This is a genomic window from Prescottella subtropica, assembly GCF_005434945.1.
In the GTDB taxonomy this organism is placed as follows: Bacteria; Actinomycetota; Actinomycetes; order Mycobacteriales; family Mycobacteriaceae; genus Prescottella; species Prescottella subtropica.
This window is the reverse complement of the sequence record NZ_SKCH01000002.1, coordinates 295,075-318,629: the sequence shown is the minus strand read 5'-3', so window position 1 is coordinate 318,629 and position 23,555 is coordinate 295,075. Positions and strand designations below refer to the sequence as shown.

At 69.9% G+C, this 23,555-nt stretch carries 22 protein-coding genes; 9 read left to right on the top strand and 13 right to left on the bottom strand.

What is annotated here, in order from left to right; all coding sequences use genetic code 11:
- Positions 1-4: 4 nt before the first annotated feature.
- The 7 genes from E0497_RS03820 to E0497_RS03790 all read right to left on the bottom strand — a co-directional run bounded on the left by E0497_RS03820 (position 5) and on the right by E0497_RS03790 (position 7,360).
- Entirely contained in the window at positions 5-1,618 is a 1,614-nt protein-coding gene (locus tag E0497_RS03820) for a Na+/H+ antiporter (protein WP_137723445.1), read from the bottom strand.
- 31 nt (positions 1,619-1,649) lie between these two features.
- On the bottom strand, positions 1,650-1,841 hold the full coding sequence (locus E0497_RS03815) for an antitoxin (protein ID WP_137723444.1): 192 nt from the start codon (positions 1,839-1,841) through the stop codon (positions 1,650-1,652).
- Between the two features lie 30 nt (positions 1,842-1,871).
- The gene (locus E0497_RS03810) at positions 1,872-2,555 is read right to left on the bottom strand and encodes a PaaI family thioesterase (protein WP_137723443.1); all 684 of its coding nucleotides are present in this window, start codon (positions 2,553-2,555) and stop codon (positions 1,872-1,874) included.
- A gap of 64 nt (positions 2,556-2,619) precedes the next feature.
- Complete coding sequence (locus E0497_RS03805; RefSeq protein WP_137723442.1) at positions 2,620-5,088, bottom strand: HAD-IC family P-type ATPase; 2,469 nt, start codon at positions 5,086-5,088, stop codon at positions 2,620-2,622.
- Between the two features lie 36 nt (positions 5,089-5,124).
- A complete protein-coding gene (locus tag E0497_RS03800) occupies positions 5,125-6,213 on the bottom strand; it encodes an MBL fold metallo-hydrolase (RefSeq protein ID WP_137723441.1) in 1,089 nt (362 codons plus the stop codon).
- On the bottom strand, positions 6,213-6,944 hold the full coding sequence (locus tag E0497_RS03795; protein WP_137723440.1) for an enoyl-CoA hydratase: 732 nt from the start codon (positions 6,942-6,944) through the stop codon (positions 6,213-6,215). The genes E0497_RS03800 and E0497_RS03795 overlap by 1 nt, the downstream gene beginning before the upstream one ends.
- Positions 6,945-7,054: 110 nt before the next feature.
- Positions 7,055-7,360 (bottom strand): DUF1254 domain-containing protein, encoded by a 306-nt coding sequence (locus E0497_RS03790; protein ID WP_137723439.1) that lies wholly within the window; start codon positions 7,358-7,360, stop codon positions 7,055-7,057.
- Positions 7,361-7,429: 69 nt separating this feature from the next.
- On the opposite strand from E0497_RS03790, the gene E0497_RS03785 reads away from it, so the two are divergent.
- On the top strand, positions 7,430-7,909 hold the full coding sequence (locus tag E0497_RS03785; protein ID WP_137723438.1) for a cupin domain-containing protein: 480 nt from the start codon (positions 7,430-7,432) through the stop codon (positions 7,907-7,909).
- Positions 7,910-8,006: 97 nt separating this feature from the next.
- On the opposite strand, the gene E0497_RS03780 is transcribed toward E0497_RS03785, so the two are convergent.
- Both E0497_RS03780 and E0497_RS03775 read right to left on the bottom strand, forming a co-directional pair.
- Positions 8,007-9,509 (bottom strand): DHA2 family efflux MFS transporter permease subunit, encoded by a 1,503-nt coding sequence (locus E0497_RS03780; protein ID WP_137723437.1) that lies wholly within the window; start codon positions 9,507-9,509, stop codon positions 8,007-8,009.
- A complete protein-coding gene (locus E0497_RS03775) occupies positions 9,506-10,114 on the bottom strand; it encodes a PadR family transcriptional regulator (protein ID WP_137723436.1) in 609 nt (202 codons plus the stop codon). Before E0497_RS03775 ends, E0497_RS03780 begins: the two co-directional genes overlap by 4 nt.
- Positions 10,115-10,247: 133 nt before the next feature.
- On the opposite strand from E0497_RS03775, the gene E0497_RS03770 reads away from it, so the two are divergent.
- Positions 10,248-11,885 (top strand): ABC-F family ATP-binding cassette domain-containing protein, encoded by a 1,638-nt coding sequence (locus E0497_RS03770; RefSeq protein ID WP_137723435.1) that lies wholly within the window; start codon positions 10,248-10,250, stop codon positions 11,883-11,885.
- A gap of 49 nt (positions 11,886-11,934) precedes the next feature.
- Here E0497_RS03770 and E0497_RS03765 read toward each other — a convergent pair whose 3' ends face one another.
- The 3 genes from E0497_RS03765 to E0497_RS03755 all read right to left on the bottom strand — a co-directional run bounded on the left by E0497_RS03765 (position 11,935) and on the right by E0497_RS03755 (position 14,222).
- Positions 11,935-13,128 (bottom strand): Dyp-type peroxidase, encoded by a 1,194-nt coding sequence (locus E0497_RS03765; RefSeq protein ID WP_137723434.1) that lies wholly within the window; start codon positions 13,126-13,128, stop codon positions 11,935-11,937.
- Positions 13,121-13,642 (bottom strand): copper chaperone PCu(A)C, encoded by a 522-nt coding sequence (locus E0497_RS03760; RefSeq protein WP_137723433.1) that lies wholly within the window; start codon positions 13,640-13,642, stop codon positions 13,121-13,123. The genes E0497_RS03765 and E0497_RS03760 overlap by 8 nt, the downstream gene beginning before the upstream one ends.
- Positions 13,643-13,718: 76 nt before the next feature.
- Positions 13,719-14,222 carry a hypothetical protein gene (locus tag E0497_RS03755; RefSeq protein ID WP_241665689.1) on the bottom strand — a complete coding sequence of 168 codons (504 nt, stop codon included), beginning with the start codon at positions 14,220-14,222 and terminating at the stop codon, positions 13,719-13,721.
- A gap of 136 nt (positions 14,223-14,358) precedes the next feature.
- Between E0497_RS03755 and E0497_RS03750 the strand changes: the two genes are divergently transcribed.
- From E0497_RS03750 to E0497_RS03720, 7 genes are all read left to right on the top strand, one after another.
- Entirely contained in the window at positions 14,359-14,646 is a 288-nt protein-coding gene (locus E0497_RS03750) for a helix-turn-helix transcriptional regulator (RefSeq protein WP_137723431.1), read from the top strand.
- The gene (locus E0497_RS03745; protein WP_137723430.1) at positions 14,643-15,542 is read left to right on the top strand and encodes an ABC transporter ATP-binding protein; all 900 of its coding nucleotides are present in this window, start codon (positions 14,643-14,645) and stop codon (positions 15,540-15,542) included. Before E0497_RS03750 ends, E0497_RS03745 begins: the two co-directional genes overlap by 4 nt.
- Positions 15,539-16,741: an ABC transporter permease gene (locus tag E0497_RS03740; protein ID WP_137723429.1), complete on the top strand. Its 1,203-nt coding sequence runs from the start codon at positions 15,539-15,541 to the stop codon at positions 16,739-16,741. The genes E0497_RS03745 and E0497_RS03740 overlap by 4 nt, the downstream gene beginning before the upstream one ends.
- 44 nt (positions 16,742-16,785) lie before the next feature.
- Positions 16,786-18,291 (top strand): acetyl-coenzyme A carboxylase carboxyl transferase subunits beta/alpha, encoded by a 1,506-nt coding sequence (locus tag E0497_RS03735; protein ID WP_137723428.1) that lies wholly within the window; start codon positions 16,786-16,788, stop codon positions 18,289-18,291.
- 175 nt (positions 18,292-18,466) lie between these two features.
- Positions 18,467-19,567 (top strand): beta-propeller fold lactonase family protein, encoded by a 1,101-nt coding sequence (locus E0497_RS03730; RefSeq protein ID WP_137723427.1) that lies wholly within the window; start codon positions 18,467-18,469, stop codon positions 19,565-19,567.
- 174 nt (positions 19,568-19,741) lie between these two features.
- Positions 19,742-21,667 carry a propionyl-CoA synthetase gene (locus E0497_RS03725; RefSeq protein WP_137723426.1) on the top strand — a complete coding sequence of 642 codons (1,926 nt, stop codon included), beginning with the start codon at positions 19,742-19,744 and terminating at the stop codon, positions 21,665-21,667.
- A 304-nt stretch (positions 21,668-21,971) separates the two neighbouring features.
- Positions 21,972-22,817, top strand: a complete 846-nt coding sequence (locus E0497_RS03720; RefSeq protein ID WP_137723425.1) for a hypothetical protein — start codon at positions 21,972-21,974, stop codon at positions 22,815-22,817.
- Positions 22,818-22,832: 15 nt separating this feature from the next.
- Here the strand turns inward: E0497_RS03720 and E0497_RS03715 are convergent, their stop codons facing one another.
- On the bottom strand, positions 22,833-23,552 hold the full coding sequence (locus E0497_RS03715) for an RCC1 domain-containing protein (RefSeq protein WP_241665688.1): 720 nt from the start codon (positions 23,550-23,552) through the stop codon (positions 22,833-22,835).
- Between the last annotated feature and the right edge of the window lie 3 nt (positions 23,553-23,555).

The following is a 23,555-nucleotide window of genomic DNA, read 5'->3' as shown; positions in this document are numbered from 1 at the left end:
CTGCTCACCCGCCCCGTCGCCGCAGCACTCGTTGTTCGGCGGCGGCTTCCTCGATGTCGCGGGCCTCGAGTTCGGCGCGTAGGACTTCGTCGTCGAGTCGGCCGTCGTCGCGGGCTGTGATGAGGGCGCGGCGTTGTTCTTCGAGGACGAGGCGGCGGATTCCGTCGAACAGTAGTCCGGCGCGTCGTGCGGTGATGCGGCTGTCGTCCTCTTCGGCCTCCTCGACCTGGGCTTGGGCGCGTACCGAGATGCGGACCCGGTTCATGACGCGGACGAACTCGTCGGGGTCGGTGCCGGCCGGTGGGGTCGCGGCGACGTCTGCGAGGGCCCGGTCGGCGGCGTCGGCGCTGATGCGTCGGGCGAGTTCGGTCTGGTTCCGTCCGCGTTCGGCCTCGGCCGGGTCGGCGATGTCGAGGCGCCGGATCAGCAGTGGAATGGTGGCGCCCTGGATCAGCAGGGTGCCGGTCGCGACGACGAACGCGACGGCCTGGATGACGCCGCGGCCGGGGAACGGGTCACCGGCCGCGGTCAGCACCGGGATACCGCCGGCGGCTGCGAGGGTGACGACACCGCGCATCCCGGCCCACGACACCACGAGTTTCTGCCGCCAGTTCAGTGCGGTGCGTTCAGGTTTCAGGCGGAGCCGACCCCAGTTGAGGAACACCCACAGCGGCCGCACCGCGATCACCACCGCCAGGATCGCGAACGCGTACGCGAACACGTGATGCACCGGGAGGCCGTCGGCAGCGACGTCGTCGATGACGAATTTCAGCTGCAATCCCATGTACGCGAACACGAACATCTCGAGCAGCAGGTCGAGGGTCGTCCACAGCGACCGCTCCTGGATGCGGGTGGGGACGGACGCGTTGGTGGCGTGATGCCCCATGACGAATCCGGCGACCACGACGGCCAGGACCCCGGAGGTGCCGATCTCTTCGGCCGCCAGGTAGGCCGCGAACGGAAGTACCAGTCCCAGCACGGTTTCCAGTGGGGAGTCGAACATGCGGTCGCGGACGAGTCGGACGACGGTGGCCAGGACGAAACCGATCGCGACACCGCCGGCGACCTCGTAGAAGAAGAACAGCACCGGCTGCTCGACCACCACCCGGGTGCCGGCGACGGCCGCGACACCGACCGTGAACAGGGTGAGCGCGGTGGCGTCGTTGACCAGCCCCTCACCGGTGAGGATCGCCAGCACCCGTTTGGGCAGACCGAGTTTGCGGCCGACGCTCACGGCACTGACCGCGTCGGTCGGCGAGACGACGGCCCCGAGCACCAGGGCGGCCCCCAACGTCAGTTCGGGAACCAGCCAGTCGGAGAAGAATCCGACCGCGAACGCGGTCACCAGGACCAGCCCGACCCCGAGTCGCAGAATGGGGGCGATGTTGCGGCGCAGGCTCGCGATCGAAAAATCCAACGCGGCCGAATACAGCAGGGGCGGAAGAACCACCCCGAGAATGACCTCGGGGGCGAGTTCGAGCCGCGGCATCCCCGGAACGAACGATGCCGCGGACCCGAACGCGACGAGCACGAGCGGCACCTGCAGGTCCCGCCGTTTCGCCAGACCCGTCACCGCGACGGCCGCGATCATGACGAGCAGTACGAGTGTCGGAGTCACCCGTCGATTGTGCCGCTCACGCGGTCACGACTCACTCCTTCGGCGGCACAACCTTCTTCGCGGCCTCCGCAGCCTTGTCGATGTGCTCGCTGTACTTGCCGCCGGTCTTCTCGTCCGCGATGTCCGCGGCCTTGTCGATGACGTCCTCGACCTTGTCGGCGTGCTCGGCGGCGAGCTCCTGACCCTTTTCGACGAGGCCCTTGACGTTGTCCATGAATCCCATGACGTCATTCTCCCCTATCCGGACCGGGAATCACTCACCACCGGCGTCGGTCGCACCCGCACCGGTCACGGACCCGCGGGCCCACTTGGGCAGGATGAAGACGCCCTCGGCCTCCACACAGACCCCGTCCGCGTCGGAGAGTCGGCCCGCGACGAACGTCTTGACGCCTTCGACGCGGTCGACGCACGCCTCGAGGTGCAGCGCACCGAGGGGTGTCGGCTTGCGGTACCGCAGACTCAGGGTGCCGGTCATGCCGGGTGCGCCACCGTGCTCGGCGGCCTCCCCGAGCACCTGGTCGAGCAGCAGCGCCGAGATACCGCCGTGGGTCAGGCCCGCCGGACCTTCGTACTGCATGCCCACGGTGACGTCCGCCCATACCCGGCCGTCGTCCTCGCGGTGGATCTTCAACGGCGGGGCGACCGCGTTGCGGAGTCCGACGACCGCATTGCCCCACGCCCGCCGACTCCCCGACGCGTTGAACCGCACGCCGTACGGGTGCGGCCGGGTGCGGCGGGCCAGCAGCTCCTTGGCCGCCTCGAGGTGCTCGTGGGCGCGGCGGATGTCGTCGTCGTCGGATTCCGTCGCCAGGGCGAGTTCCACCAGGTCCCGGACGGTGTCCGTCACTCCCCCGTAGAGATCCGCTTCCCGCGCGATCTGCTCCTCGCTCACGTCCTCGAACACGTAGAGGGACTTCTGCTCGCCCGGTCCGGTCACTGTTCCTCGCTCACGCCGATCGTCCGGTGTGCACCACACACCTGATGTGCACCCTACATATTGCTCAGTGCACGCCCGGCAGGTCGTCGCTCGACGCGAACAGTCGACGGTGCTCGCCGTGGATGCGCCCGGTGACCCACCACGAGACCTCCACCAGCACCACACCCACCGCGCCGATCACGAACGCGACGGTGGTGGCCGCGACGTTCGACGGATCGAGCTTGAAGAACTCGCGGGCCAGCGGCACCGAGAACAGCACCACGTAGCCGAGCACCGAACCGGCCAGCAGCACGAGCTTCCACCACACGTACGGGCGGGCGACCACCGCGAGCACCCACAACGCGATCATGATGAGCGTGATCAGCGCGGTGGTGCCGGCCTGCTCGACCTGCTGCGGCGTGGCGTCCGGGCCGGCGTAGACGAGCAGGTACGACACGTACGTCGCGACGCCGATGATGACGCCGGACGGCACCGCGAGCCGCATCACGCGGGCCACGAACCCGGTGCGGGCCCGCTCGTTGTTGGGGGCCAACGACAGGATGAACGCCGGGATGCCGATCGTGAACCACGCCGCGATCGTCACGTGCCGCGGCAGGAACGGGTACGGCAGCGGATCGAAACCGAAGAGTTGCGCGGCCACCCCGGAGACACCGATGAGGAACGCCAGCAGCACCGAGTACACGGTCTTCGTCAGGAACAGGTTCGAGACACGTTCGATGTTGCCGATCACCCGGCGGCCCTCGCCGACCACGTACGGCAGGGTTGCGAACTTGTTGTCCAGCAGCACGATCTGCGCGACCGCACGGGTCGCGGGACTGCCCGACCCCATCGCGACCCCGATGTCGGCGTCCTTGAGGGCGAGGACGTCGTTGACGCCGTCGCCGGTCATCGCGACCGTGTGGCCGCGGGACTGCAGGGCCCCGACCATCGCCCGTTTCTGGTCGGGACGGACCCGGCCGAACGTGGTGGCGGTGTCGAGGGTGTCGGCGAGCTTCTCCGGGTCCTCCGGCAGCTCGCGGGCGTCGATCGCGTTGTCGCCGCCGGGCAGGCCCAGCGACGTGGCGACCGCACCGACCGAGACCGCGTTGTCGCCGGAGATGACCTTGACGTCGACCTTCTGGCTCGCGAAGTACTCGAGCGTCTCGCGGGCGTCGGGCCGCACCTTCTGATCCAGGATCACCAGTGCCCGCGGGGTGACCTCGCCGGGCGCGTCGGGGGCGTTGACGGGCCGGTCGCTGCTGCCGAGCAGCAGCACCCGCAGCCCCTGCGCGCCGATCTCCTCGGCCTGCCGGGCCATGTCGCTGCCCGGGTCGAGCAGGACGTCGGGGGCGCCGAGCAGCCAGTTGCCGTGCTCGCCGTACGACTGCCCGCTCCACTTCTTCGCCGACGAGAACGGGGCCACCGCGGTGGCCGTCCAGCCGGGGGCGTCGGTGAGGGCGTCGCGGATCGCGAGCATGCTCGCGTTGGGGCGCGGATCGTCGGCGGCCAGCGCGGCCAGCGCGTCCGACGCCTGCGCGTCGTCGGGTCGCGCGGTGCGCAGCTCGACGAGCTTCATACCGTTCTCGGTGAGGGTGCCGGTCTTGTCGGCGCACACGACGTCGACGCGGGCCAGGCCCTCGATCGCGGGCAGCTCCTGCACCAGGCACTGGCGGCGGCCGAGCCGGACGACACCGACCGCGAACGCGATCGACGTCATGAGCACCAGGCCCTCGGGAACCATCGGGACGAGAGCGGCGACCATGCCGTTGAGCGCGGGGCCGAGAGCCTGCCCGCTCGAGAACAACTGGTTGTAGATGATGAGCAGACCCGCCGGGATCATCAGGTAGGTGATGAACTTGAGGATCTTGTCGATGCCGGAACGCAGCTCCGAATGCACCAGCGTGAACTTGCTGGCCTCCTCGGCGAGCTTCGCGGCGTACGCCTCCTGCCCGACCCGGGTGGCCCGGTAGGCGCCGCTGCCGGCGACGACGTAACTGCCCGAGAGCACCTGCGCGCCGACCGGCTTGTGCACGGCGTCGGCCTCACCGGTGAGCAGCGACTCGTCGACCTCGAGCGCCGACGCGGTGACGACGATGCCGTCGACGACGATCTGGTCGCCGGGCCCGAGTTCGATGATGTCGTCGAGGACGACGTCATTGGGGGCCAGCGGCGCGGCGGACCCGTCGCGGCGGACCACCGGTTTGGCCTGACTGACGATCGCCAACTGGTCGAGCGTTCGTTTGGCGCGGATCTCCTGGATGATGCCGATCGCACTGTTCGCCACGATCAGCAGACCGAACATGCCGTCGACGATCGACCCCGTCGACAGCACGATGACCAGCAGCACGCCGAGGATCGCGTTGATCCGGGTGAACACGTTCGCGCGGACGATGTCCTTCACCGAGCGACTCGCCCGGTCGGGGACATCGTTGGTCTGCCCACCGGCGACGCGTTGCGCCACCTGATCGGCAGTCAGTCCGTACTCGATGTGCCGAGGATCGGTGTCCAGGGTGCCGACTGCGCCGCCGTCGTCGGTCGGCTCGTCCGTTGCCATGTCAGCAAGAATAGGGCGGCAGGCCCGAACAGGACGTCACCGCCACCAGTACATCGTCTCCGGTGGCCGCAGTCCGTCGATCCGCTGACCGGCCATCGGCACCGCCACCCGGACCCCGACGGACCGGGCCGCGTCGAGCAACCGGTCGACCGGTTCGCCCCACGGATGGAACGCGAGATTGAACGTGGCCCAGTGGATCGGAACCAGCAGCCCGCCATCGACATCGACGTGGGTGCGGACCGCCTCCTCCGGCGTCATGTGGATGTCGGGCCAGCGTGCGTCGTACGCGCCGATCGGCAGCAGGGTGACGTCGAACGGCCCGTACCGGCGACCGAGGTCGGCGAACCGCGGTGTGTACCCGGAATCGCCGCCGAAGAACACCGTCCGGCGCGGTCCGGCGATCACCCACGACGCCCACAGTGTCGTGTCGCGGGCCAGGCCGCGTCCGGAGAAGTGCCGGGCCTCGGTGCACGTGAGGGTCAGTCCGGCCACGTCGACGCTCTCGTCCCAGTCCAGTTCGACGATCCGCTCGCCCGGGACGTGCCAGCGTCGCAGGTGCGCACCCACCCCGAGGGGGACGACGAACGTCGTGTCGCGGGTGCGGGCCAGGGCGGTGATCGTGGCCCGGTCCAGGTGGTCGTAGTGGTCGTGGGAGATCACGACCGCGTCGACGTCCGGCAGGCCCGACAGCGTCATCGGCATCGGATGCAGGCGGGCCGGTCCGACGACGTCCGACGGTGACACCCGCTCGCTCCACACCGGGTCGGTGAGCACCCGGCGGCCGTCGATCTCGAGCAGCACACTCGCGTGCCCCAGCCACGTGACGGCGAGGTCCCCCGCCTCGGTGGGGGCGAGCAGGGTGGCGAGCGGGACCGGCCGCTGCGGCCGGCCGAGTCCGCCGCGGGTGAGGAACGCCTTCGTCAACCCGGACTGGGATCCCTCCGGCAGCGACGACCCGGAATCGGAATTGTGGAATCGGTTGTCGCGGTAGTGCGGTGACGCCGCCGCGTACGGCCGGATCGCGGACCGGGACGCACCGATCGCGGGCACGACGCCCCACGCGGCGCGGGCCACCCAGCCGGCGACGACGGCCGCCGCCGCGGCCAGCAGTTTCTTCCCGCGCATCACCGCCCCCGGAATTGCGGTGCCCGCTTCTCGGCCCGCGCGGCCCGCGCCTCCTGCGCGTCCTCGCTGCCCCACGCCGCGAACAGGGCCGCCAACTGCTCCTCGGACTGCGGTTCGGTGGTGTTGTCGTCGTTGAAGACGAGTTTGAGGTGCCGCAGTGACAGCGGTGCGAGTTCGGCGATGCTGCGCGCCCACTCCTGCGCGACCGCGAGATCACCGACCTTGTTTGCCAGTCCGCGCGCGAAAGCCTCGTCTGCGGATAGTATTTCGGCACCGAGCAGCATCGTGCGCGCCGGGCCGCCACCGATGAGCGACACCAGCCGGCGCACCGTCCACTTGTCGACGGTGATACCGAGTTTCGCGGCCGGGATCCCGAACCGCGCCTCGGGTGCGACGACCCGCAGATCCGACGCCAGCGCCAGTTGTGTGCCGGCACCGACCGCCGGCCCGTTGATCGCGGCGATCACCGGGATCGGAATCGAGTCGATCGTGTGCAGCATCGCGAGCAGGTGATCGGTGAAGCCCTCGGCGTACACGTCACCGGACAGGTCGGCGCCCGCGCAGAACGCGGTGCCCTGCCCGGTCAGCACGATCACTCGGGCATCGTCCGCGACGGCCTGCTCGAGCGCCTCCCGCAACGCGATACACAGTGCGGCGCTGAGGGCGTTGCGCCGGTCCGGGCGCTGCAATTCGAGGGTGACCACATGGCCGTCACGGCTGGTCCCGATCATCCGACTCACTCGCTTTCTCGGTGTGCGGGACGTCCCGGATGGACGGTCCGCGGCGGGTGCACCGAGAAGACTATCTGTGACACTGCATGCACAGGAACGGCGGCGTCAGTTCAGCTGGCGGCCTTCATGATCGACACGATGCGGGTCGAGCAGTGCACCGCGACGGCGTCGGCGGGCAGTACGCCCGGCCAGCCCGGCGGAACCAGCACGTAGCGTCGCCGCACATGCCGGTCCAGGTAGGTGACGTCGTCGGTCCACGCGTCGGCGCAGCGCACCACGATGTCGTCGTCGGACACGTCCGGTACGTCGAGCATCATGGGTCCGACACCGAGGTCGTAAACACGCGCCCCGACAAGCGATTCGGCGCCTTCGACCGAATCCGTACCAACGTCCGAATCTCCACTCGGGTGGGTCATGTGGACCATTCCACCATCACCTCCGCTGCTTCGCTCGCGATACGCACACTTTGCCGTCAACATGGTCTCGTGACAGACATTCCGGCGTGGGCCGAATCCCTGGAACTCGCACCGCACCCCGAGGGCGGTTGGTACCGAGAGACGTGGCGCAGCGACATCGAACTGCCGGGCGTCGCGCTGCCGAACATGTTCGCCGGCTCCCGCGCCGCGGGCACGGCGATCCTGTTCCTGCTCGGGGCCGGGCAGCGGTCGGCGTGGCACGCGGTCCGCGGCACCGAACTGTGGCTGTACCACCGCGGCAGCCCACTGCTGCTCGAACTCGGCGGCAGCGGCAGCGAGCCCGGCGACGTCACCCGGCACGTCCTCGGCGCGGACGTGTCCGCCGGGCAGAGTCCGCAGGTGGTCGTGCCCCCGTGCACGTGGCAGCGGGCCCGCCCCATCGACGACGACGCCACCCTGGCGAGCTGCGTCGTCGTCCCCGGTTTCGACTTCGCCGACTTCCGGCTCGACGGCCAGGACTATCCGATGCCGGCGCCGGCGCGGTTCTGACGGGCATCGTCCCGACGCGCCGCGGGCGGTTGCTGTGAACTCCTCTCGGTGTTCTGCACAGCAACCGCCCGCGTCGGGGGGTCAGCGCCCGTCCGTGTCAGCTCCGCGCCGTGACGGCCTCGGTGTCGCCGTCCGGAGTCGTCGACGCTTCGGGCGCCGCGGATCCGGCGCGCGGATTGACGAAGAACAGCACCACCGCGAAGCCGAGCATGAGCACGGCCGCCGGCAGCATCGCCGACTGCGCCATCGCCTGGGAGAACGGTTCGCGCACCATCTCCGGGAGCTGACCGTGGAAGCCCTCGCTGATCTTCGAGCCGGCCGAGACGCCGACCGTGGACAGTTCGGCGGTGATCCGGGACGTCATGAGCGCACCCATCGCGGCGCTGCCGAGCACGGCGCCGATCTGCCGGGTGGTGTTGTAGACGCCGGACCCGGCGCCGGCCCGCTCCGGCGGCAGGTTGCGGGTCGCGGTCGCCGCGAGCGGCGCCCAGATGAACGCGTTGGACGCACCGATCAGTGCCATCGCCAGCAGGATCTCCCAGATCGCAGTCGACGGGGTGAGCCGCGTCGCCAGCCAGGCGGTGGCGAGCGCGAACACCAGGAAACCCGGTCCGGCGATCATCCGCGGATGCGCCCGGTCCACCAGCCGTCCGACGAACGGGGCGATCACCCCGGTCACCACCGCCATCGGCGCCATCAGCAGCGCCGACCGCGTCGGGGACAGCCCGGTGACGGACTGCGCGTAGAACATGAACGGCAGCATCACGCCGGTGATCGAGAAACCCATCGTCGCGATGCCGATGTTGGCGACCGAGAAGTTGCGGTCCTTGAACAGGCCCAACGGCACCAGCGGCTCGCTGCGGTTGACGCTCTGCCACCACACGAACACACCCATGACGACGACACCGGCGGCGATCAGCCCCCACGTGCGGCCGTCCCAGTCGTACGAATTGCCTTCCTGCAGGCCGAACACGATGCAGAACAGGCCGATCGCGCTGAGTGCGACACCGACCATGTCGAACTTGTGGTTGCTGGTCGGCAGCGCCGGCACCAGCTTCCACGCGAGCACGAACGCGACGACACCGACCGGGACGTTGACGAAGAAGATCCACTCCCAGCCGAGATTGTCGACGAGGACACCGCCGAGGATCGGGCCGACGAGCATCGCGACACCGGCCACCGACCCCCACAGGCCCATCGCCGTGCCGCGCTTGTCGGGCGGGAAGATCCGGGTGATGACGGACATCGTCTGCGGCGTCATCAGCGCGGCACCGAGCCCCTGGAACACGCGGGCCACGATGAGCATCTCGATGCCGCCGGCCAGGCCACACCACAGCGAGGCCAGCGTGAACACGGTCAGGCCGATCAGGTACATGTTCTTCGGGCCGAACCGGTCGCCGAGCCGTCCGGTCACCAGCAGCGGCACCGCGTACGCGAGCAGGTACGCGCTCGTCACCCAGATGACCGCGTTGACGTCGGCGCCCAGGTCCGCGGTGATGACCGGGTTCGCGACGGCGACGATCGTGCTGTCGACGAGGATCATGAAGAAGCCCAGGCACAGGGCCCAGAGGGCCGGCCACGGCCTGCTTACGGTAGTCATCGAGTGCCCTTCAGATCGGTGAACTCCAGTGATGCGAGATGGGGGTCGGTGACCCACGGCACGTCGCCGGCGCGGACACGTTCGACGAACGTACGCAGCCAGTCCGACTCGGCCCGGACCATCGCCCGGGTGTACGCGAACGGGACGGTGAACAGTTCCGGGACGTCCCGAGAGAGCGCCGCCAACTCCTCGAAGTCGGCGAGCTGCGCGGCCAGTGCGGCGATGCGCTCGTCGAGCAGCGTGAGCGCCTCCCCCGACGGCAGGTTGTGCAGTTCGGACAGCCCGAGCGTGAACCGCGGGTACTCGAGCGCGGGAACCCGCACGGTGTCCGCCACCCACTGCCGGACGGCATCCCTGCCGGACGCGGTGATCTCGTAGACCGTCCGCTCCGGACGATTGCCCTGCCGGTCGACACCCGTGACGGCGACGAGTTCGTCCCGTTCGAGTCGTTCGACCGCGTGGTAGAGCGACCCCGGCCGCACCTTGACGATCCGATCCTTGCTGCGGTCGCGGAGGACCTGCCACATCTCGTACGGATGCATGGGCCGCTCGAACAGCAGCGCGAGCACCGAGACGCCGAGCGAGGTGACCGATCGCGGCAGCATCGCCACCCCCACTTTCTCGTCGAATATTCGGTGTGGAATATACGAGCGGGGTCCGACACGGGCAATGCCGTTCACCGCATGTGACCAGAGACACCGGCGGCCGGGGTCGGTGTCGACCTGGGATGATCTGCGGGTGACTGCCACTCTGCGAATCTCCGGCCTCTCCGCATCCCGCGGCGAACGCACCCTCTTCACCGACCTCGATCTGACGGTCGCCCCCGGCGACGTGATCGGTCTGGTCGGCGCGAACGGGGCCGGCAAGTCGACGCTGCTCACGGCCCTCGCGGGGGTCGGGGACGCCGACGTCGACGGCACGATCACCCTGAGCCCGCCGGACGCGACCGTCGGCTACCTTGCGCAGGAGCCCGACCGGATTCCCGGTGAGACGATCCTCGGGTTCCTCGGCCGCCGCACCGGCGTCGCCGCGGCGGAGGAGACGATGAACGCGGCCGCCGAATCCCTCGCCGACGGCGGCGACGACCTCTACTCCCCCGCCCTCGACCGGTGGCTCGCGCTCGGCGGCGCGGACCTGGCCGAGCGGGCCGAACAGGTCCTCGCCGACCTGGGCCTGGGTGTCACCGGCGACGCCCTGATGACAGACCTGTCCGGTGGGCAGGCCGCCCGCGCCGGTCTGGCGTCGCTACTGCTGTCCCGCTACGACGTGCTGCTGCTCGACGAGCCGACCAACGACCTCGACCTGCCCGGACTCGAGCAGCTCGAACAGTTCGTCGCCGAGACCCGCACCGCACTGGTCGTCGTCAGTCACGACCGGGAGTTCCTGGCCCGCACCGTGACCGGGATCGTCGAACTCGATCTCGTGCAGCAGCAGATCGCCGTGTACGACGGCGGCTACGAGGCGTACCTCGTCGAACGCGAAGTGTCCCGGCGACATGCCCGCGAGGCGTACGACGAGTACGCCGGGAACCTGTCGTCGCTGCAGGATCGTGCTCAGATGCAACGCAACTGGCTCGAGCACGGGGTCCGCAACACCCGCCGCAAGGCCAAGAACGGCGATTCCGACAAGATGGGCCGCAAGGCCCGCGCCGAATCCACCGAGAAGCAGGCCGCGAAGGCCCGGCAGACGCAGCGTCGCATCGAACGCCTCGAAGCGGTCGAGGAGCCGCGCAAGGAGTGGGAGCTGCGGATGGAGATCGCGCCCGCACCGCGCAGCGGGGCCGTGGTCGCCACCCTGAGCGGTGCCGTCGTGCACCGGGATTCGTTCACGTTCGGGCCGGTCAGCACCCAGGTCGACTGGGGTGACCGGATCCTCGTCACCGGCCCCAACGGATCCGGGAAGTCGACGCTACTGAAGGTGCTGCTCGGCAAACTCACCCCCGACGAGGGCACCGCCACCCTCGGGTCCGGTGTCGCCGTCGGTGAAATCGACCAGGCGCGTGGACTGTTCGAGGGCGACGACGCCCTCTCCGACGCGTTCGCCGCGCAGGTCCCCGACTGGCCCGACGCCGACGTCCGCACCCTGCTCGCCAAGTACGGCCTCAAGGGCCACCACGTGCTGCGGCCCGCGTCGTCGCTGTCGCCGGGCGAACGCACCCGCGCCGCCCTGGCCCTGCTGCAGGCCCGCGGCGTCAACCTGCTGGTCCTCGACGAACCCACCAACCATCTCGACCTGCCCGCCATCGAACAGCTCGAACAGGCGATGGAATCGTTCACCGGCACCCTGCTGCTCGTCACCCACGACCGCCGCATGCTCGGCACCATGCGCCACACCCGGCACTGGCGGATGGAGGCAGGGCAGCTGCGCTGCCTGTGAGCCTTTTTGGTAGCTGCTACTACCAAAAAGGCGCACAGGTGCGGAGCGCCTACCCGAGAACCCCCTGCCCCAGGTACTCGCCGTCGCGGCAGCCGGGTGGGATCGCGAACACCGCGGAGCCGACGGGGATCGACCAGCGGTTGAACATGTCGCCGTCGGCGAGGCGTTGTTGGACGGGCAGGTACTGGCGGGTGACGTCGGCCTGATAGGTGACGAAGATCAGGCCGGAGTCGGAGATGCCGGCGGCGTCGGGGTGCTCGTCGTAGTTGTAGCCGCGGCGTAGGAACCGTTCATCGGATGCCATCGGCCGGGCCCGCGCGACGTGCGAGAACTCGGGGATGATCGGCAGTCCGCCGGCGTTGACGGCCTCGAAATCCGGTGCGTCGAACTCGGATTCACCTGTCAGGGGTGCGCCGGTGGATTGGCGGCGTCCCATCACCTCGTCGCGGACAGGGGTGTCGAGTTCGTCCCAGCCGTCGAGGTCGAGGTGGATGCGACGGATGACGATCGATGTGCCGCCCGCCAGCCACGGCTGTTCGGTGCCGTCGTTCCACACGACCCGGTCGAAGTCGTCGGTCCCGGCTTCCGGGTTGATCGTGCCGTCGACCTGCCCCATGAGGTTGCGCATCGTGGTGCCGGCGGCTTCGCTGCCGCGGGCCCGGCGGAAGCCGCGCTGCGTCCAGCGGACGGTGGCGGTACCCCGGGACGCCTTGAGCAGCACCCGCAGCGTGTGCGCGATCGTGACGGGGTCGTCGGACCCGATCTGCAGCAGCAGGTCGCCGTCGCTCCATCGCGGTTCGAGCCGGTCGATCTCGAACGGCGGCAACGGGGTACACCACGACGGCCGACGGCCGTCGAGGCCGGCGACTCGGAACAGGCCGGGGCCGAACCCGACGGTGACGGTGAGTCGGGCCGGCACGACCGCCAGGTCCGGTTCGGTGTCGGCGAGGGCGCCCCGGCCGGCGGTGAGGCGGGCGGCGTCGTCGGTCCACACCCGCATGAGCCGGACCAGGGCGGCCCGGTCGATGCCGGGCCGCAGGTCGAGGCCGACGAACGTGGTGTGTGCGGGCGGTGGCGTCTCGATACCGGCCTGATGGTCGCCGCGGAACGGCACCGTCGCCGGTACCGGCCCGGCCTGGGCGGGCCGCCCCGTGAGCACGCCCGCGCCGAGGCCGAGGCCGGCACCGCCGACCGCGGCGGCGGCCCCGACCCCGAACAGCCGGCGTCGGCTCAGGTCAGCCATCGTGCGACTCGCCGTGCGTGCCGTAGTCCTCGCGGGCTCCGGTGAAATCCCGTACCTGGGAGGTGAACTCGGTGGTGGCACCGTCGGCGAACTCGAACGTGAACGTCACGTCGGCGCCGGCCTGCACGGGCGCCGGCAGGTCGAACAGCATGATGTGGTCGCCGCCGGGGGCGAGTTCGTAGCTGTCGTGGGCGGCAACAGTGACGCCGCCGTCCTTCTGCCGCATCTTCATGGCACCGGTGCCGTCGGGTGCGGTCTCGTGCAGTTCGACGCGCGGCGAGACGGTCGTCGTCACCGAGGTGAGGGTGACGGCGTCGTCGGAGTCGTTGACGATCGTGCCGAACATCGCGGTGACGCCGCTGTCGGCGGCCTTGACCCACGAGTCCTGCAGCGAGATCGCCGCGGTGTCGGTCGTGTTCGGGGTGTCACTGCTACAACCGGTGAGGGCGAGTCCGACGGCGGCGGCCGCACCGACGGCGACGGCGACGATGCGGGTACGGGCGAACCGTGTCATGTGTGTTGCCTTTCGAGGCATAGGGGAATGCGCGTCGACGGCAGCCGGGCCGGACGCGGTGAGGTACAGAGGGATGTCAGACGACGGCGGGTGGGCCGCGGCGGGCGATCGATCCGACCCCGAGGTGCACGACCACCGGACGTACGTCGGCGATCACGTGCGGCCGGGACGGTTCGAGCCGGACCGGCAGTGCGGCGAGCAGTCGCGGCAGGATCCGGTGCAGGGCCGCGAGCGCGCGGGGGCCGATCCGTTCGGCGGCCGCGATGAGCGACGCGCACAGCAGCACGGCCACGGTGTGGGTGAGCAGCATCGGCACGCTCGCATGCGTGCCGGTGTGCGATCCGTGCGCGTCCCCGAGTGTCAGCGCGAGGTGTGAGAGGACCTGCCCGGTCGCCAGGACCGGGACGAGTCCGGCCGGCCGGGTGGCGAGTGAGGGGATCGCCGTGACGACCGCCGCCAGGATCGCGGCGACACCGCCGAGCATCAGCAGGGTCACGCCGTGGGGGAGGCTGCCACCGGCCAGTCCGTGCGCCCCCACGCCGAGGGCGACGACGGATCCGGCGACGGCGAGGCCACGCACATGACGTGCAAGCTCCTCACCTGGCCCGGACCGCATGAACGAAGATTACTACAGGGCGTCGTACCGGCCCGGTCACGACTGTCCTGGACCGCCGTTCAACTTGACAACTTGTTGGGTTTTCCCAACACTCCGATGCGTGAGTCCGGTGCGACGGGGAGCAGGCCTCCCCATCTTCAATCGCATCGCCGTGCTGCGTGCGGAACGGAAGATGAGCCGCGCCCAGCTCGCCGAGGCGATCGACGTGAACCCGCAGACCGTCGGCGCCCTCGAACGGGGGGACCACTACCCCAGCCTCGACCTCGCCCTGCGGATCTGCACGGTGTTCGAGCTTCCCGTCGAGGCGGTGTTCTCCCGCACCGAGTTCGGGCCGCTGAGCACCGAGTTGTACCGATCCGACACAGACGACCGACAGGAGATGGAATGACCGGTCAGACACTCGCTTTCGACGGCATCGCGAAACGGTACGGCGACGTCGTCGCACTCGAGGGCCTGAGTTTCGAGGTCCGCCCCGGCGAGATCTTCGGGTTCGTCGGTAGCAACGGCGCCGGCAAGACGACGACGATGCGGATCGCGCTCGGTGTGCTCGCCGCGGACGCCGGTGAAGTGCGGCTCGGCGGCCGGCCCGTCGACCTCGAGGTGCGCCGTTCGATCGGCTACATGCCCGAGGAACGCGGCCTGTACCCGAAGATGAAGGTCGGCGAGCAGCTCACCTATTTCGCGGAGCTGCACGGGCTTTCACGGAAAGAGGCCGCCGACGCCACCCACCGGTGGACGGAACGCCTCGGCATCGCCGCCCGCACGAACGACACCGTCGACGCCCTGAGCCTGGGCAACCAGCAACGGGTACAGCTCGCCGCCGCCCTGGTGCACGATCCGGCGGTCCTCATCCTCGACGAGCCGTTCTCGGGCCTGGACCCGGTCGCCGTCGACGTCATGAGCGACGTGCTGGTGGAGAAGGCGAACACCGGTGTCCCGGTGATCTTCTCGAGCCATCAGCTGGATCTGGTGCAGCGCCTGTGCGACCGTGTCGGCATCATCTCGAAGGGCCGGATGACCTCGATCGGCACCGTCGACGAACTGCGCGGCAGCGGCGACGTCCTCCTGGAAGTGCATGCACCGAACGCGCCGGCCGGCTGGGCCGACCATCTGTTCGGGGTGACGGTCGTCAGCCACGACACCGGCCGCACCGTGCTGTCGATGAGCGGCGCCGCCGACGACCAGGCGGTCCTGCAGGCCGCACTGAAGACCGGGCCCGTGCACGAGTTCGCGGTCCGTAAACCGTCCCTGACCGAACTGTTCCGAGAGGTGGTCTCCGCATGAGCGACCGGACCGGCCTGAGCCCGATCCGGGCGATCGCACTCGTCGCGCGCCGCGAGTTCCTGACCCAGGTGCGCAAGAAGAGCTTCCTGATCAGCAACGTGATCGTGCTGATCGCGATCGTCGGCGGCCTGATCGCCGTCTCGATCTTCTCCGGCAGCGACGACGAGTCCCGCGCGAAGGTCGGCCTGGTCGGCGACCAGTCGCTCAGCGCCGTTCTCGTCGCGACCGGCGACGCGGCCGGCAACCCGGTCGAGGTCACCGAGGTGAGCGACGAGGAGACCGCCCGCACCCGCGTCGAGGACGGCGACCTCGACGTCGCGCTCGTACCGAACGCCGACGGTGGCGCCACCGCGATCACGAAGTCGGAGATCGCCGGCGGGCTGCGGGTGGTGCTCGACGGCGCGGTCGCCGCGCAGGCCCAGTCGGCAGCGCTGGCCGCCCGCGGCGTCGACGCCGCGAAGCTCGCTGCGTCCACGTCCGCGGCGGTCGTCACCGTCGACCCCATCGACCCGCCGGATCCGGAGAAGGGGCAGCGGGTGGCGCTGTCGATGGCCGTCGTCGTGCTGCTGTACATGCAGATCCTGGCGTTCGGCATGTACGTCGCGATGGGTGTGGTCGAGGAGAAGTCGTCGCGGGTGGTCGAGCTGCTGCTGTCGACGCTGCGCCCCCTGCAGCTGTTGTGGGGCAAGGTGATCGGTATCGGCGCGGTCGGACTCGCGCAGCTGACCGCGTACGGCGCCGTCGGTGTCGGTACCGGTGTCGCGACCGGTGTCCTCACCCTCGGCGGCACCGCGTGGGGCACCCTCGCCGGCACGCTGGGCTGGTTCGTCCTCGGCTTCGCGTTCTTCGCGGTGCTGTACGCGGCGACCGGGTCGATGGTCTCCCGGCAGGAGGACGTGAACTCCACCGCGATGCCGTTGACGATCCTGATCATGGCGATGTTCTTCGCGTCGTTCAGCGCGGTGCAGAGCCCCGACGGAACCCTGTCGAACGTGCTCAGCTGGATTCCGCCGTTCTCGGCGATCCTCATGCCGTTGCGTATCGCCGCGGGTGTCGCGAGCGGCACCCAGATCGTGGCGACCGTCGCCCTGATGCTCGTCGTCACCGTCGGCATGTCGGCGGTCGCGGCCCGCATCTACCAGCGGTCGATCCTGCGGATCGGCAAGACCGTGTCGTGGCGCGAAGCCCTGTCCCGGTAGCCCGCACCCGGTAACGTCGACAACCCACGAGGGAAGGAAAGCCCATGGCCCACACCCGGATCTCGGCCCGATACCTGATCACACGGGTGTTCGACGCGGGCAGCTTCGTCTCGTGGGACGCGACCCCGGTCGACGTCGCACCGGATCCGCGGTACCGGGCCGAACTCGACACCGCCACAACCACATCCGGGGTCGACGAGTCGGTCCTCACCGGTACCGCGCTGCTCGGCGGGCGTCGGGTCGCGGTGATCGCGTGCGAGTTCTCCTTCCTCGCCGGCTCGATCGGGGTGGCCGCCGCCGAACGGATCACCGCCGCGATCGAGCGGGCCACCACGGAAGGGCTGCCGCTGTTGGCGTCACCGACGTCGGGTGGCACCCGCATGCAGGAGGGCACCGTCGCCTTCGTACAGATGGTGAAGATCGCGGCGGCCGTCGCCGCACACAAGGCGGCGCACCTGCCGTACCTGGTGTACCTGCGCGACCCCACGACCGGCGGAGTCTTCGCGTCGTGGGGGTCGCTCGGGCACGTGACGATCGCCGAACCCGGCGCCCTCGTCGGCTTCCTCGGGCCGCGCGTCTACCGGGCGCTGTACGGCACCGACTTCCCGGCCGGGGTGCAGACGTCGGAGAACCTGTACGGCAAGGGCGTCATCGACGGGGTCGCGTCCGTCGAGCAACTCCGTGACCTCGTCGACCGGGCACTGCACGTCCTCGTCGATCCCGCCGACGACCTCGATCCGGCCGCCGACAGCGCCGACACCCCGGAGATCCCGGACGCCCCGGCGTGGCAGTCGGTGTTGGTGTCCCGGCACGACGACCGGCCGGGCGTCCGGGAGGTGGTGCGGCACGCCACCTCCACCCGGGTACCGCTCAGCGGCACCGGGCAGGGCGAGGCGGATTCGACGGTCCTGTTGTCGCTCACCAGGTTCGACGGTCAGCCGTGCGTGCTGTTCGGACAGGACCGGGCCGGCCAGTCCGCGCTGACCACGATGGGACCGGGGGCGCTGAGGGAGGCGCGCCGCGGCATGCGGATGGCCGCCGAACTGCGTCTGCCGCTGGTGCTGGTGATCGACACGCTCGGGGCGGCCCTGTCCCAGGAGGCGGAGGAACGGGGCATGGCCCCCGAGATCGCCCGCTGCATCTCCGACCTCGTCACCCTCGACACCCCGACGGTGTCGGTGTTGCTCGGCCAGGGCACCGGCGGCGGCGCCCTGGCGTTGCTGCCCGCGGACCGCGTCCTCGCCGCCCGGAACGGTTGGCTCGCGCCACTTCCCCCGGAGGGGGCGAGTGCGATCGTGCACCGCGACACCGCGCACGCCCCGCAGATGGCGTCCGCGCAGGGCATCCGGTCGATCGACCTGCTGCGCGACGGCGTCGTCGACGTGGTCGTCCCGGAACTGCCCGACGCGGCCCTCGAACCCGTCGAGTTCTCCCGCCGGATCGGGTCGGCGATCGCCCGGGAACTCGCGGCACTGCGGCAACTACCGGCCGGCGACCGACTCGACGCCCGGCTCACGCGATACCGGACCCTGGGGCTGCCGTCGCGGTGAGCGCTTCGACAAAACCGTCCACACCTCGCATCGCAGGCTGCTAGCGTTCCCTCAGCGCCCGTACCGCCGCAACGAAAGAGGCGGCAGTGCAGGCCCGTTCGGCTCGACCGCAGTTTCGATCCGCTGTTTCCGCTGTTTCCGTCGGCTCCGCCGACCCACGGACAAGGACCTCCGAATGCGTCTGGCTCTCACCCCTACTCGTCCCCGCCTGCTCACCGCCGCCGGAGCGCTGGCCGCGGCCGTGGCCGCGTTCGCACCGGCAACGGCCGCGGCCGACACCGTCACGGCGACGATCCCGGTCGGCCTCGCACCGAGCGCCGTCGCCGTCAGCCCGGACAGTTCCCGCGCCTACGTCGCCAACGAGGGCAGCGACTCGGTGTCGGTGATCGACACCGCGAACGACACCGTCACCGGGTCGGTCACCGTCGGTGACGCCCCGCTCGGTATCGCGGTGGCCCCGAACGGTGCCCGCGCGTACGTCACCAACAGCGCCGACGGCACCGTCTCGGTGGTCGCCACCGCGTCGGGCACGGTCGTCGCGACGGTTCCGGTCGGATCGTCACCGGCCGGGGTGGCGGTATCCCCCGACGGGACCCGCGTCTACGTCGTCAACCAGAGCAGCAACACGGTGACGGTCCTCGACGCCACCTCGAACGCGAACGTCGGCACGATCCCGGTCGGGTCGTCGCCGTACGGCGTCACGGTGTCCCCGGACAGTTCCCGCGCCTACGTCACGAACGTCGCCGACGGCACGGTCAGCGTGATCGCGACCGCCGCGAACACCGTCGTCGGGACGATCTCCATCGGCCCGGACACGACCGGGATCGCCGTCACCCCGGACGGCGGCCGCCTGTACGTCACCCGGTACTACTCGGACGGGCTGAGCATCGTCGACCTCGCCACCACGATCGTGGCCGGTGTTCCCAGCGGCGGCGATCTGCCGTTCCTCGTCGCGCTGAGCCCGGACGGGACCCGCCTGTACGTCACCAACCAGGGCAGCAACACGGTGTCGATCGTCGGGACCGGGACCGGTGTCGTGAGCGAGAACATTCCCGTCGGCCAGTTCCCGTCCGGGGTGGCGGTCGCCCCCGACGGCCGGCACGCGTACGTGGCCAACGCGGACTCGAACACCGTGTCGGTCCTCGAGGTCGACGACAACGGCGGCGGCACCGGTTCCCTGGGTTCCCTGGGCACCGGGTCGCTCGGCGGCGGGTCCACCGGGTCGCACGTCGGCGCCGGGTCACACGCCGGAACCGGGTCGCAGTCCGGCAGCTGAACCCCCATGTTGACTCGCCGGTAACAACGTCGCTGCCGTTCGTCGACCGTTCGGTGCCGCCGGTCGCAGAATCCGCACGCCCGGACCTCGAGTCGAGTTGTGGTGGCGCACACGTCCCCTAGGGTGTCAGGTGCATCACAGATGCACGGTAGGAACCCGAGAGGACACGAATCGATGAGCATCGTCGAGCAGTCGACCGGCGCAGCCACAGGCGCCTACGCCGCAGCATTCCGCGAGAGCGTGGAGAGCCCGGACACCTTCTGGCTCGCGGCCGCGAAGGCCGTCGACTGGGACGTGGCCCCGGTACGCGCCCTGGACGACTCGAACGCGCCGATGTACCGCTGGTTCCCCGACGCCACCCTCAACACGTGCTTCAACGCGCTCGACCGGCACGTGCGGGACGGGCGCGGCGATCAGGCGGCGCTGATCTGGGATTCGGCGATGGTGCCGGCCCAGCGGACCTACACGTACCACGAACTGCTCGCCGAGGTCTCCCGGTTCGCGGGGGTGCTGTCCGCGCAGGGTGTCGTCGCCGGCGACCGGGTCGTGATCTACATGCCGATGATCCCCGAGGCCGCGATCGCGATGCTCGCGTGCGCCCGTATCGGCGCGGTGCATTCGGTGGTGTTCGGCGGGTTCGCCGCCAAGGAACTCGCCACCCGCATCGACGACGCCCAGCCGGTGGTGCTGGTGACCACGTCCGGTGGTCTCGAGCCGGGACGCACCATCGAGTATCTGCCGATGGTCGATCAGGCGCTCGACATGTCGGCGCATCCGCCGCACACGGTGATCGTGAAGAACCGCGACGCCGTCCCCGGCAGCGCCGCCGACTACCGCGACCGTGGTGCCGCCTGGTTCGACTGGGACGAGTTGGTCGCCGACGCCGTCGACGCCGATCCGGTGCCGGTGGCGGCCACCGATCCGCTGTACATCCTGTACACGTCGGGCACCACCGGGAAGCCCAAGGGTGTGGTCCGCGACAACGGCGGTCACGCGGTCGCGCTGACGTGGTCGATGCGCAACATCTACGACATCGGTCCCGGCCAGGTGTGGTGGACGGCGTCGGATGTCGGCTGGGTCGTCGGCCACTCGTACATCGTGTACGCGCCGCTGCTCGTCGGTGCGACCACGGTCATGTACGAGGGCAAGCCGGTCGGCACACCGGACGCGGGCGCGTTCTGGCGGATCGTCGAGGAGCACAGGGTGTCGGCACTGTTCACGGCGCCGACCGCGATCCGGGCGATCCGCAAGGCCGACCCGGAGGCCACCGAACTCGACAAGTACGACGTGTCGTCGATGGTGACACTGTTCGCGGCCGGTGAGCGCCTGGACCCGGACACGTACGTGTGGGCGTCGGAGAAGCTCGGTGTCCCGGTGATCGACCACTGGTGGCAGACCGAGACGGGCTGGGCGATCTGCGGCAACCTGCGTGGTCTTGAGCCGATGCCGGTCAAGGCGGGCTCCCCCACCGTCGCCGTCCCCGGCTACCGCGTCGACATCGTCGACGGCACCGGCGCACCGGTCCCGGCGGGCACCGAGGGCAACATCGTGATCGGGCTGCCGCTGCCTCCCGGCACACTCTCCGGCCTGTGGCGGGACGAGGACCGGTACGTCAAGTCGTATCTGGACACGTTCGACGGCTACTATCTGACAGGGGACTCCGGCTACATCGACGAGGACGGCTACGTGTTCGTCCTGGGCCGCAGCGACGACGTCATCAACGTGGCCGGTCACCGGTTGTCGACGGGCAGCATGGAGGCGATCGTGGCGTCGCATCCGGCGGTCGCCGAGTGCGCGGTGATCGGTATCCACGACGCCCTCAAGGGGCAGCGTCCCAGCGGCTACGTGGTCCTCAAGGCCGGCGCGGACATCGCCGAGGAGGTGCTGCGCAAGGAGTTGGTCGCGATGGTCCGCGAGCAGATCGGCGCGGTCGCCACGTTCCGGGACGTCACCGTCGTGCAGGCGCTGCCGAAGACCCGTTCGGGCAAGATCCTGCGCAAGACGATGCGGCAGATCGCCGACAACGACGAGTACACGGTGCCGTCGACGATCGAGGATCCGTCGGTGCTCGACGACCTCGAGAAGGTCATGCGCGGCTGACCTGCACCGCCCGATATGTAAAGACCCCGCATCCCTCGGATGCGGGGTCTTTCCCATTTCGAACAATGCGAACAAAACCGATATTCACCCCAAATTTCTCAAACGAACAATTAAGTTAAACGGACATACCTGCTGGTCAACGACATTTTCGACGTTGACGGTCACAGTGTGGTCACGGTATGTTCACGTCAGTACGTCAGCGGTGCGTGAACGGAGCACCAGCGGAATACCATCTGCACACCACCGAAGAGTCAACGGATCCACAATTCGGTCTCCATTCTTCACGTCACCCCGAGGGGGAGCATTGTCCGTCGTCGCCACACCGTCGGCCCACACCCTGATCCGCGACCTCGTCGCGAACAGCGAACGCCGCCACTTCCTCGACGACCCCGAGGGCATCGAGATGTCGAACCAGGCGGCGCTCATGCGCGAGGTCGTCGTCACGGTGCAGGCCTGCCTCGCGTCGGACCTCGACGCCACCCGCGCCGCCGAACGGCAGGCCCGGTCCGCGGACCTGTTCTGGTCCGACGGCCCCGGACTGCGCCTGACCGCCGCGATCGCGCAGTACGACGAGATCCTCGCAACACTGCTCGACGCGTCCGGCATGCTCGAGAACGGCCGCACCACCACGACCTGGACGCTGCTCGGTTCCGCCGCCGACCGCCTGCGCATCCTGCTCGACCTCGAGTCGCCGTCCGGCCCGGAAACGGCCCGGCGGGTGGCGCTCGCGTCGGCCCACGCCCGGGACCGACTCACCGCCGCGGCGTCGGACGACTACCTCGACCTCGGCCTGCCGGATGCCTTCGTACCGTCGGACGTGGTTGCCGCGGAACAGGTTCCGCTGTCACTGCCGCGCCCGGCCGCCGAACTCGACGAGGCCGCGACACTGATCGACCTCGTCGCACTCGGTGCCGCGACGTGCCGCGACGGCGGACCGCTGGGCGTGCTGTCGCTGCACGGACCCGACGCCGCCGGCTACGACCACCTCGCCACCATCGGCGGCTACCAGTTCCACCTGGTACTCGACATCGTCCGGACCGCAACCGATTCACTGTGCGCGACCGCCGGACTGCTCACCGGCGAAGACGTGTGGGCCGGGTGGTCCGACGACGTCCGGGCGGCCGTCGAGTTCGCGTGGGACTGCATCTGAGCCGTCCGACGACGCTCAGGACCGTGGTGCCAGCGACCCGGTGCCCCCACCGGACCCCGTCACGGGCGGCACTTCGGGAACGGCCGCCTCGACGGCCAGCGAATGGGCGGTGCCCGCCGCGACGGCACGGTAACCGGAACCGGTCGGGGCACCCTCGAGCTGACCGTGGTCGTTCTTGCCCCACACGGTGATCCGGCCGTCCTTGCCGAGCGCGACGGAGTACGTCTCACCGCCGTCGACCGCGGTGAATCCCGTTCCGGGCGGAACGCCACGATCCATCCCGTCGCCCCAGGCCACGACCCGACCGTCCTTCGTCAACGCCAGGCCGTGGTACTCGCCCGCCGCGATCGCGGTGAACTCGCCGGACGGTACCGAGCTGGTCTGCCCGAACTCGTCGCTGCCGCCCCAGGCCACGATGCGGCCGGTCTTCGTCAACGCCAGCGAGAAGTCGAAGCCGGCTGCGACGGCGATGAATCCACTTTCCTTCGGCGCGTCGCCGACCTGGCCGAACTCGTCGTCGCCCCAGGCCACGACATGCCCGTCACGGGTGAGGGCCAGCGAGTGGAATCCTCCGGCGGAGACCGCGGCGAAGCCACCGCCCACCGGCGTGTCGGTCACCTGCCCGTAGCCGTCGTCACCCCACGACACGACCCGGCCGTCGCCGCGCAGCGCCGCCGAGTGCCAGCGTCCGGCGGAAACCGCCGTGAACCCGTCCTCGGTCGGGGTGCCGCTCACCTG

Coding starts and splice junctions, on each gene's coding strand:
- E0497_RS03740 (WP_137723429.1), top strand. CDS start 15,539: ATGAGCGACCGGACCGGCCTGAGCCCGATCCGGGCGATCGCACTCGTC.
- E0497_RS03775 (WP_137723436.1), bottom strand. CDS start 10,114: ATGCTGCCGCGATCGGTCACCTCGCTCGGCGTCTCGGTGCTCGCGCTG.
- E0497_RS03780 (WP_137723437.1), bottom strand. CDS start 9,509: ATGACTACCGTAAGCAGGCCGTGGCCGGCCCTCTGGGCCCTGTGCCTG.
- E0497_RS03790 (WP_137723439.1), bottom strand. CDS start 7,360: ATGACCCACCCGAGTGGAGATTCGGACGTTGGTACGGATTCGGTCGAA.
- E0497_RS03765 (WP_137723434.1), bottom strand. CDS start 13,128: ATGGCTGACCTGAGCCGACGCCGGCTGTTCGGGGTCGGGGCCGCCGCC.
- E0497_RS03805 (WP_137723442.1), bottom strand. CDS start 5,088: ATGGCAACGGACGAGCCGACCGACGACGGCGGCGCAGTCGGCACCCTG.
- E0497_RS03730 (WP_137723427.1), top strand. CDS start 18,467: ATGCGTCTGGCTCTCACCCCTACTCGTCCCCGCCTGCTCACCGCCGCC.
- E0497_RS03760 (WP_137723433.1), bottom strand. CDS start 13,642: ATGACACGGTTCGCCCGTACCCGCATCGTCGCCGTCGCCGTCGGTGCG.
- E0497_RS03725 (WP_137723426.1), top strand. CDS start 19,742: ATGAGCATCGTCGAGCAGTCGACCGGCGCAGCCACAGGCGCCTACGCC.
- E0497_RS03745 (WP_137723430.1), top strand. CDS start 14,643: ATGACCGGTCAGACACTCGCTTTCGACGGCATCGCGAAACGGTACGGC.
- E0497_RS03795 (WP_137723440.1), bottom strand. CDS start 6,944: ATGATCGGGACCAGCCGTGACGGCCATGTGGTCACCCTCGAATTGCAG.
- E0497_RS03735 (WP_137723428.1), top strand. CDS start 16,786: ATGGCCCACACCCGGATCTCGGCCCGATACCTGATCACACGGGTGTTC.
- E0497_RS03815 (WP_137723444.1), bottom strand. CDS start 1,841: ATGGGATTCATGGACAACGTCAAGGGCCTCGTCGAAAAGGGTCAGGAG.
- E0497_RS03800 (WP_137723441.1), bottom strand. CDS start 6,213: ATGCGCGGGAAGAAACTGCTGGCCGCGGCGGCGGCCGTCGTCGCCGGC.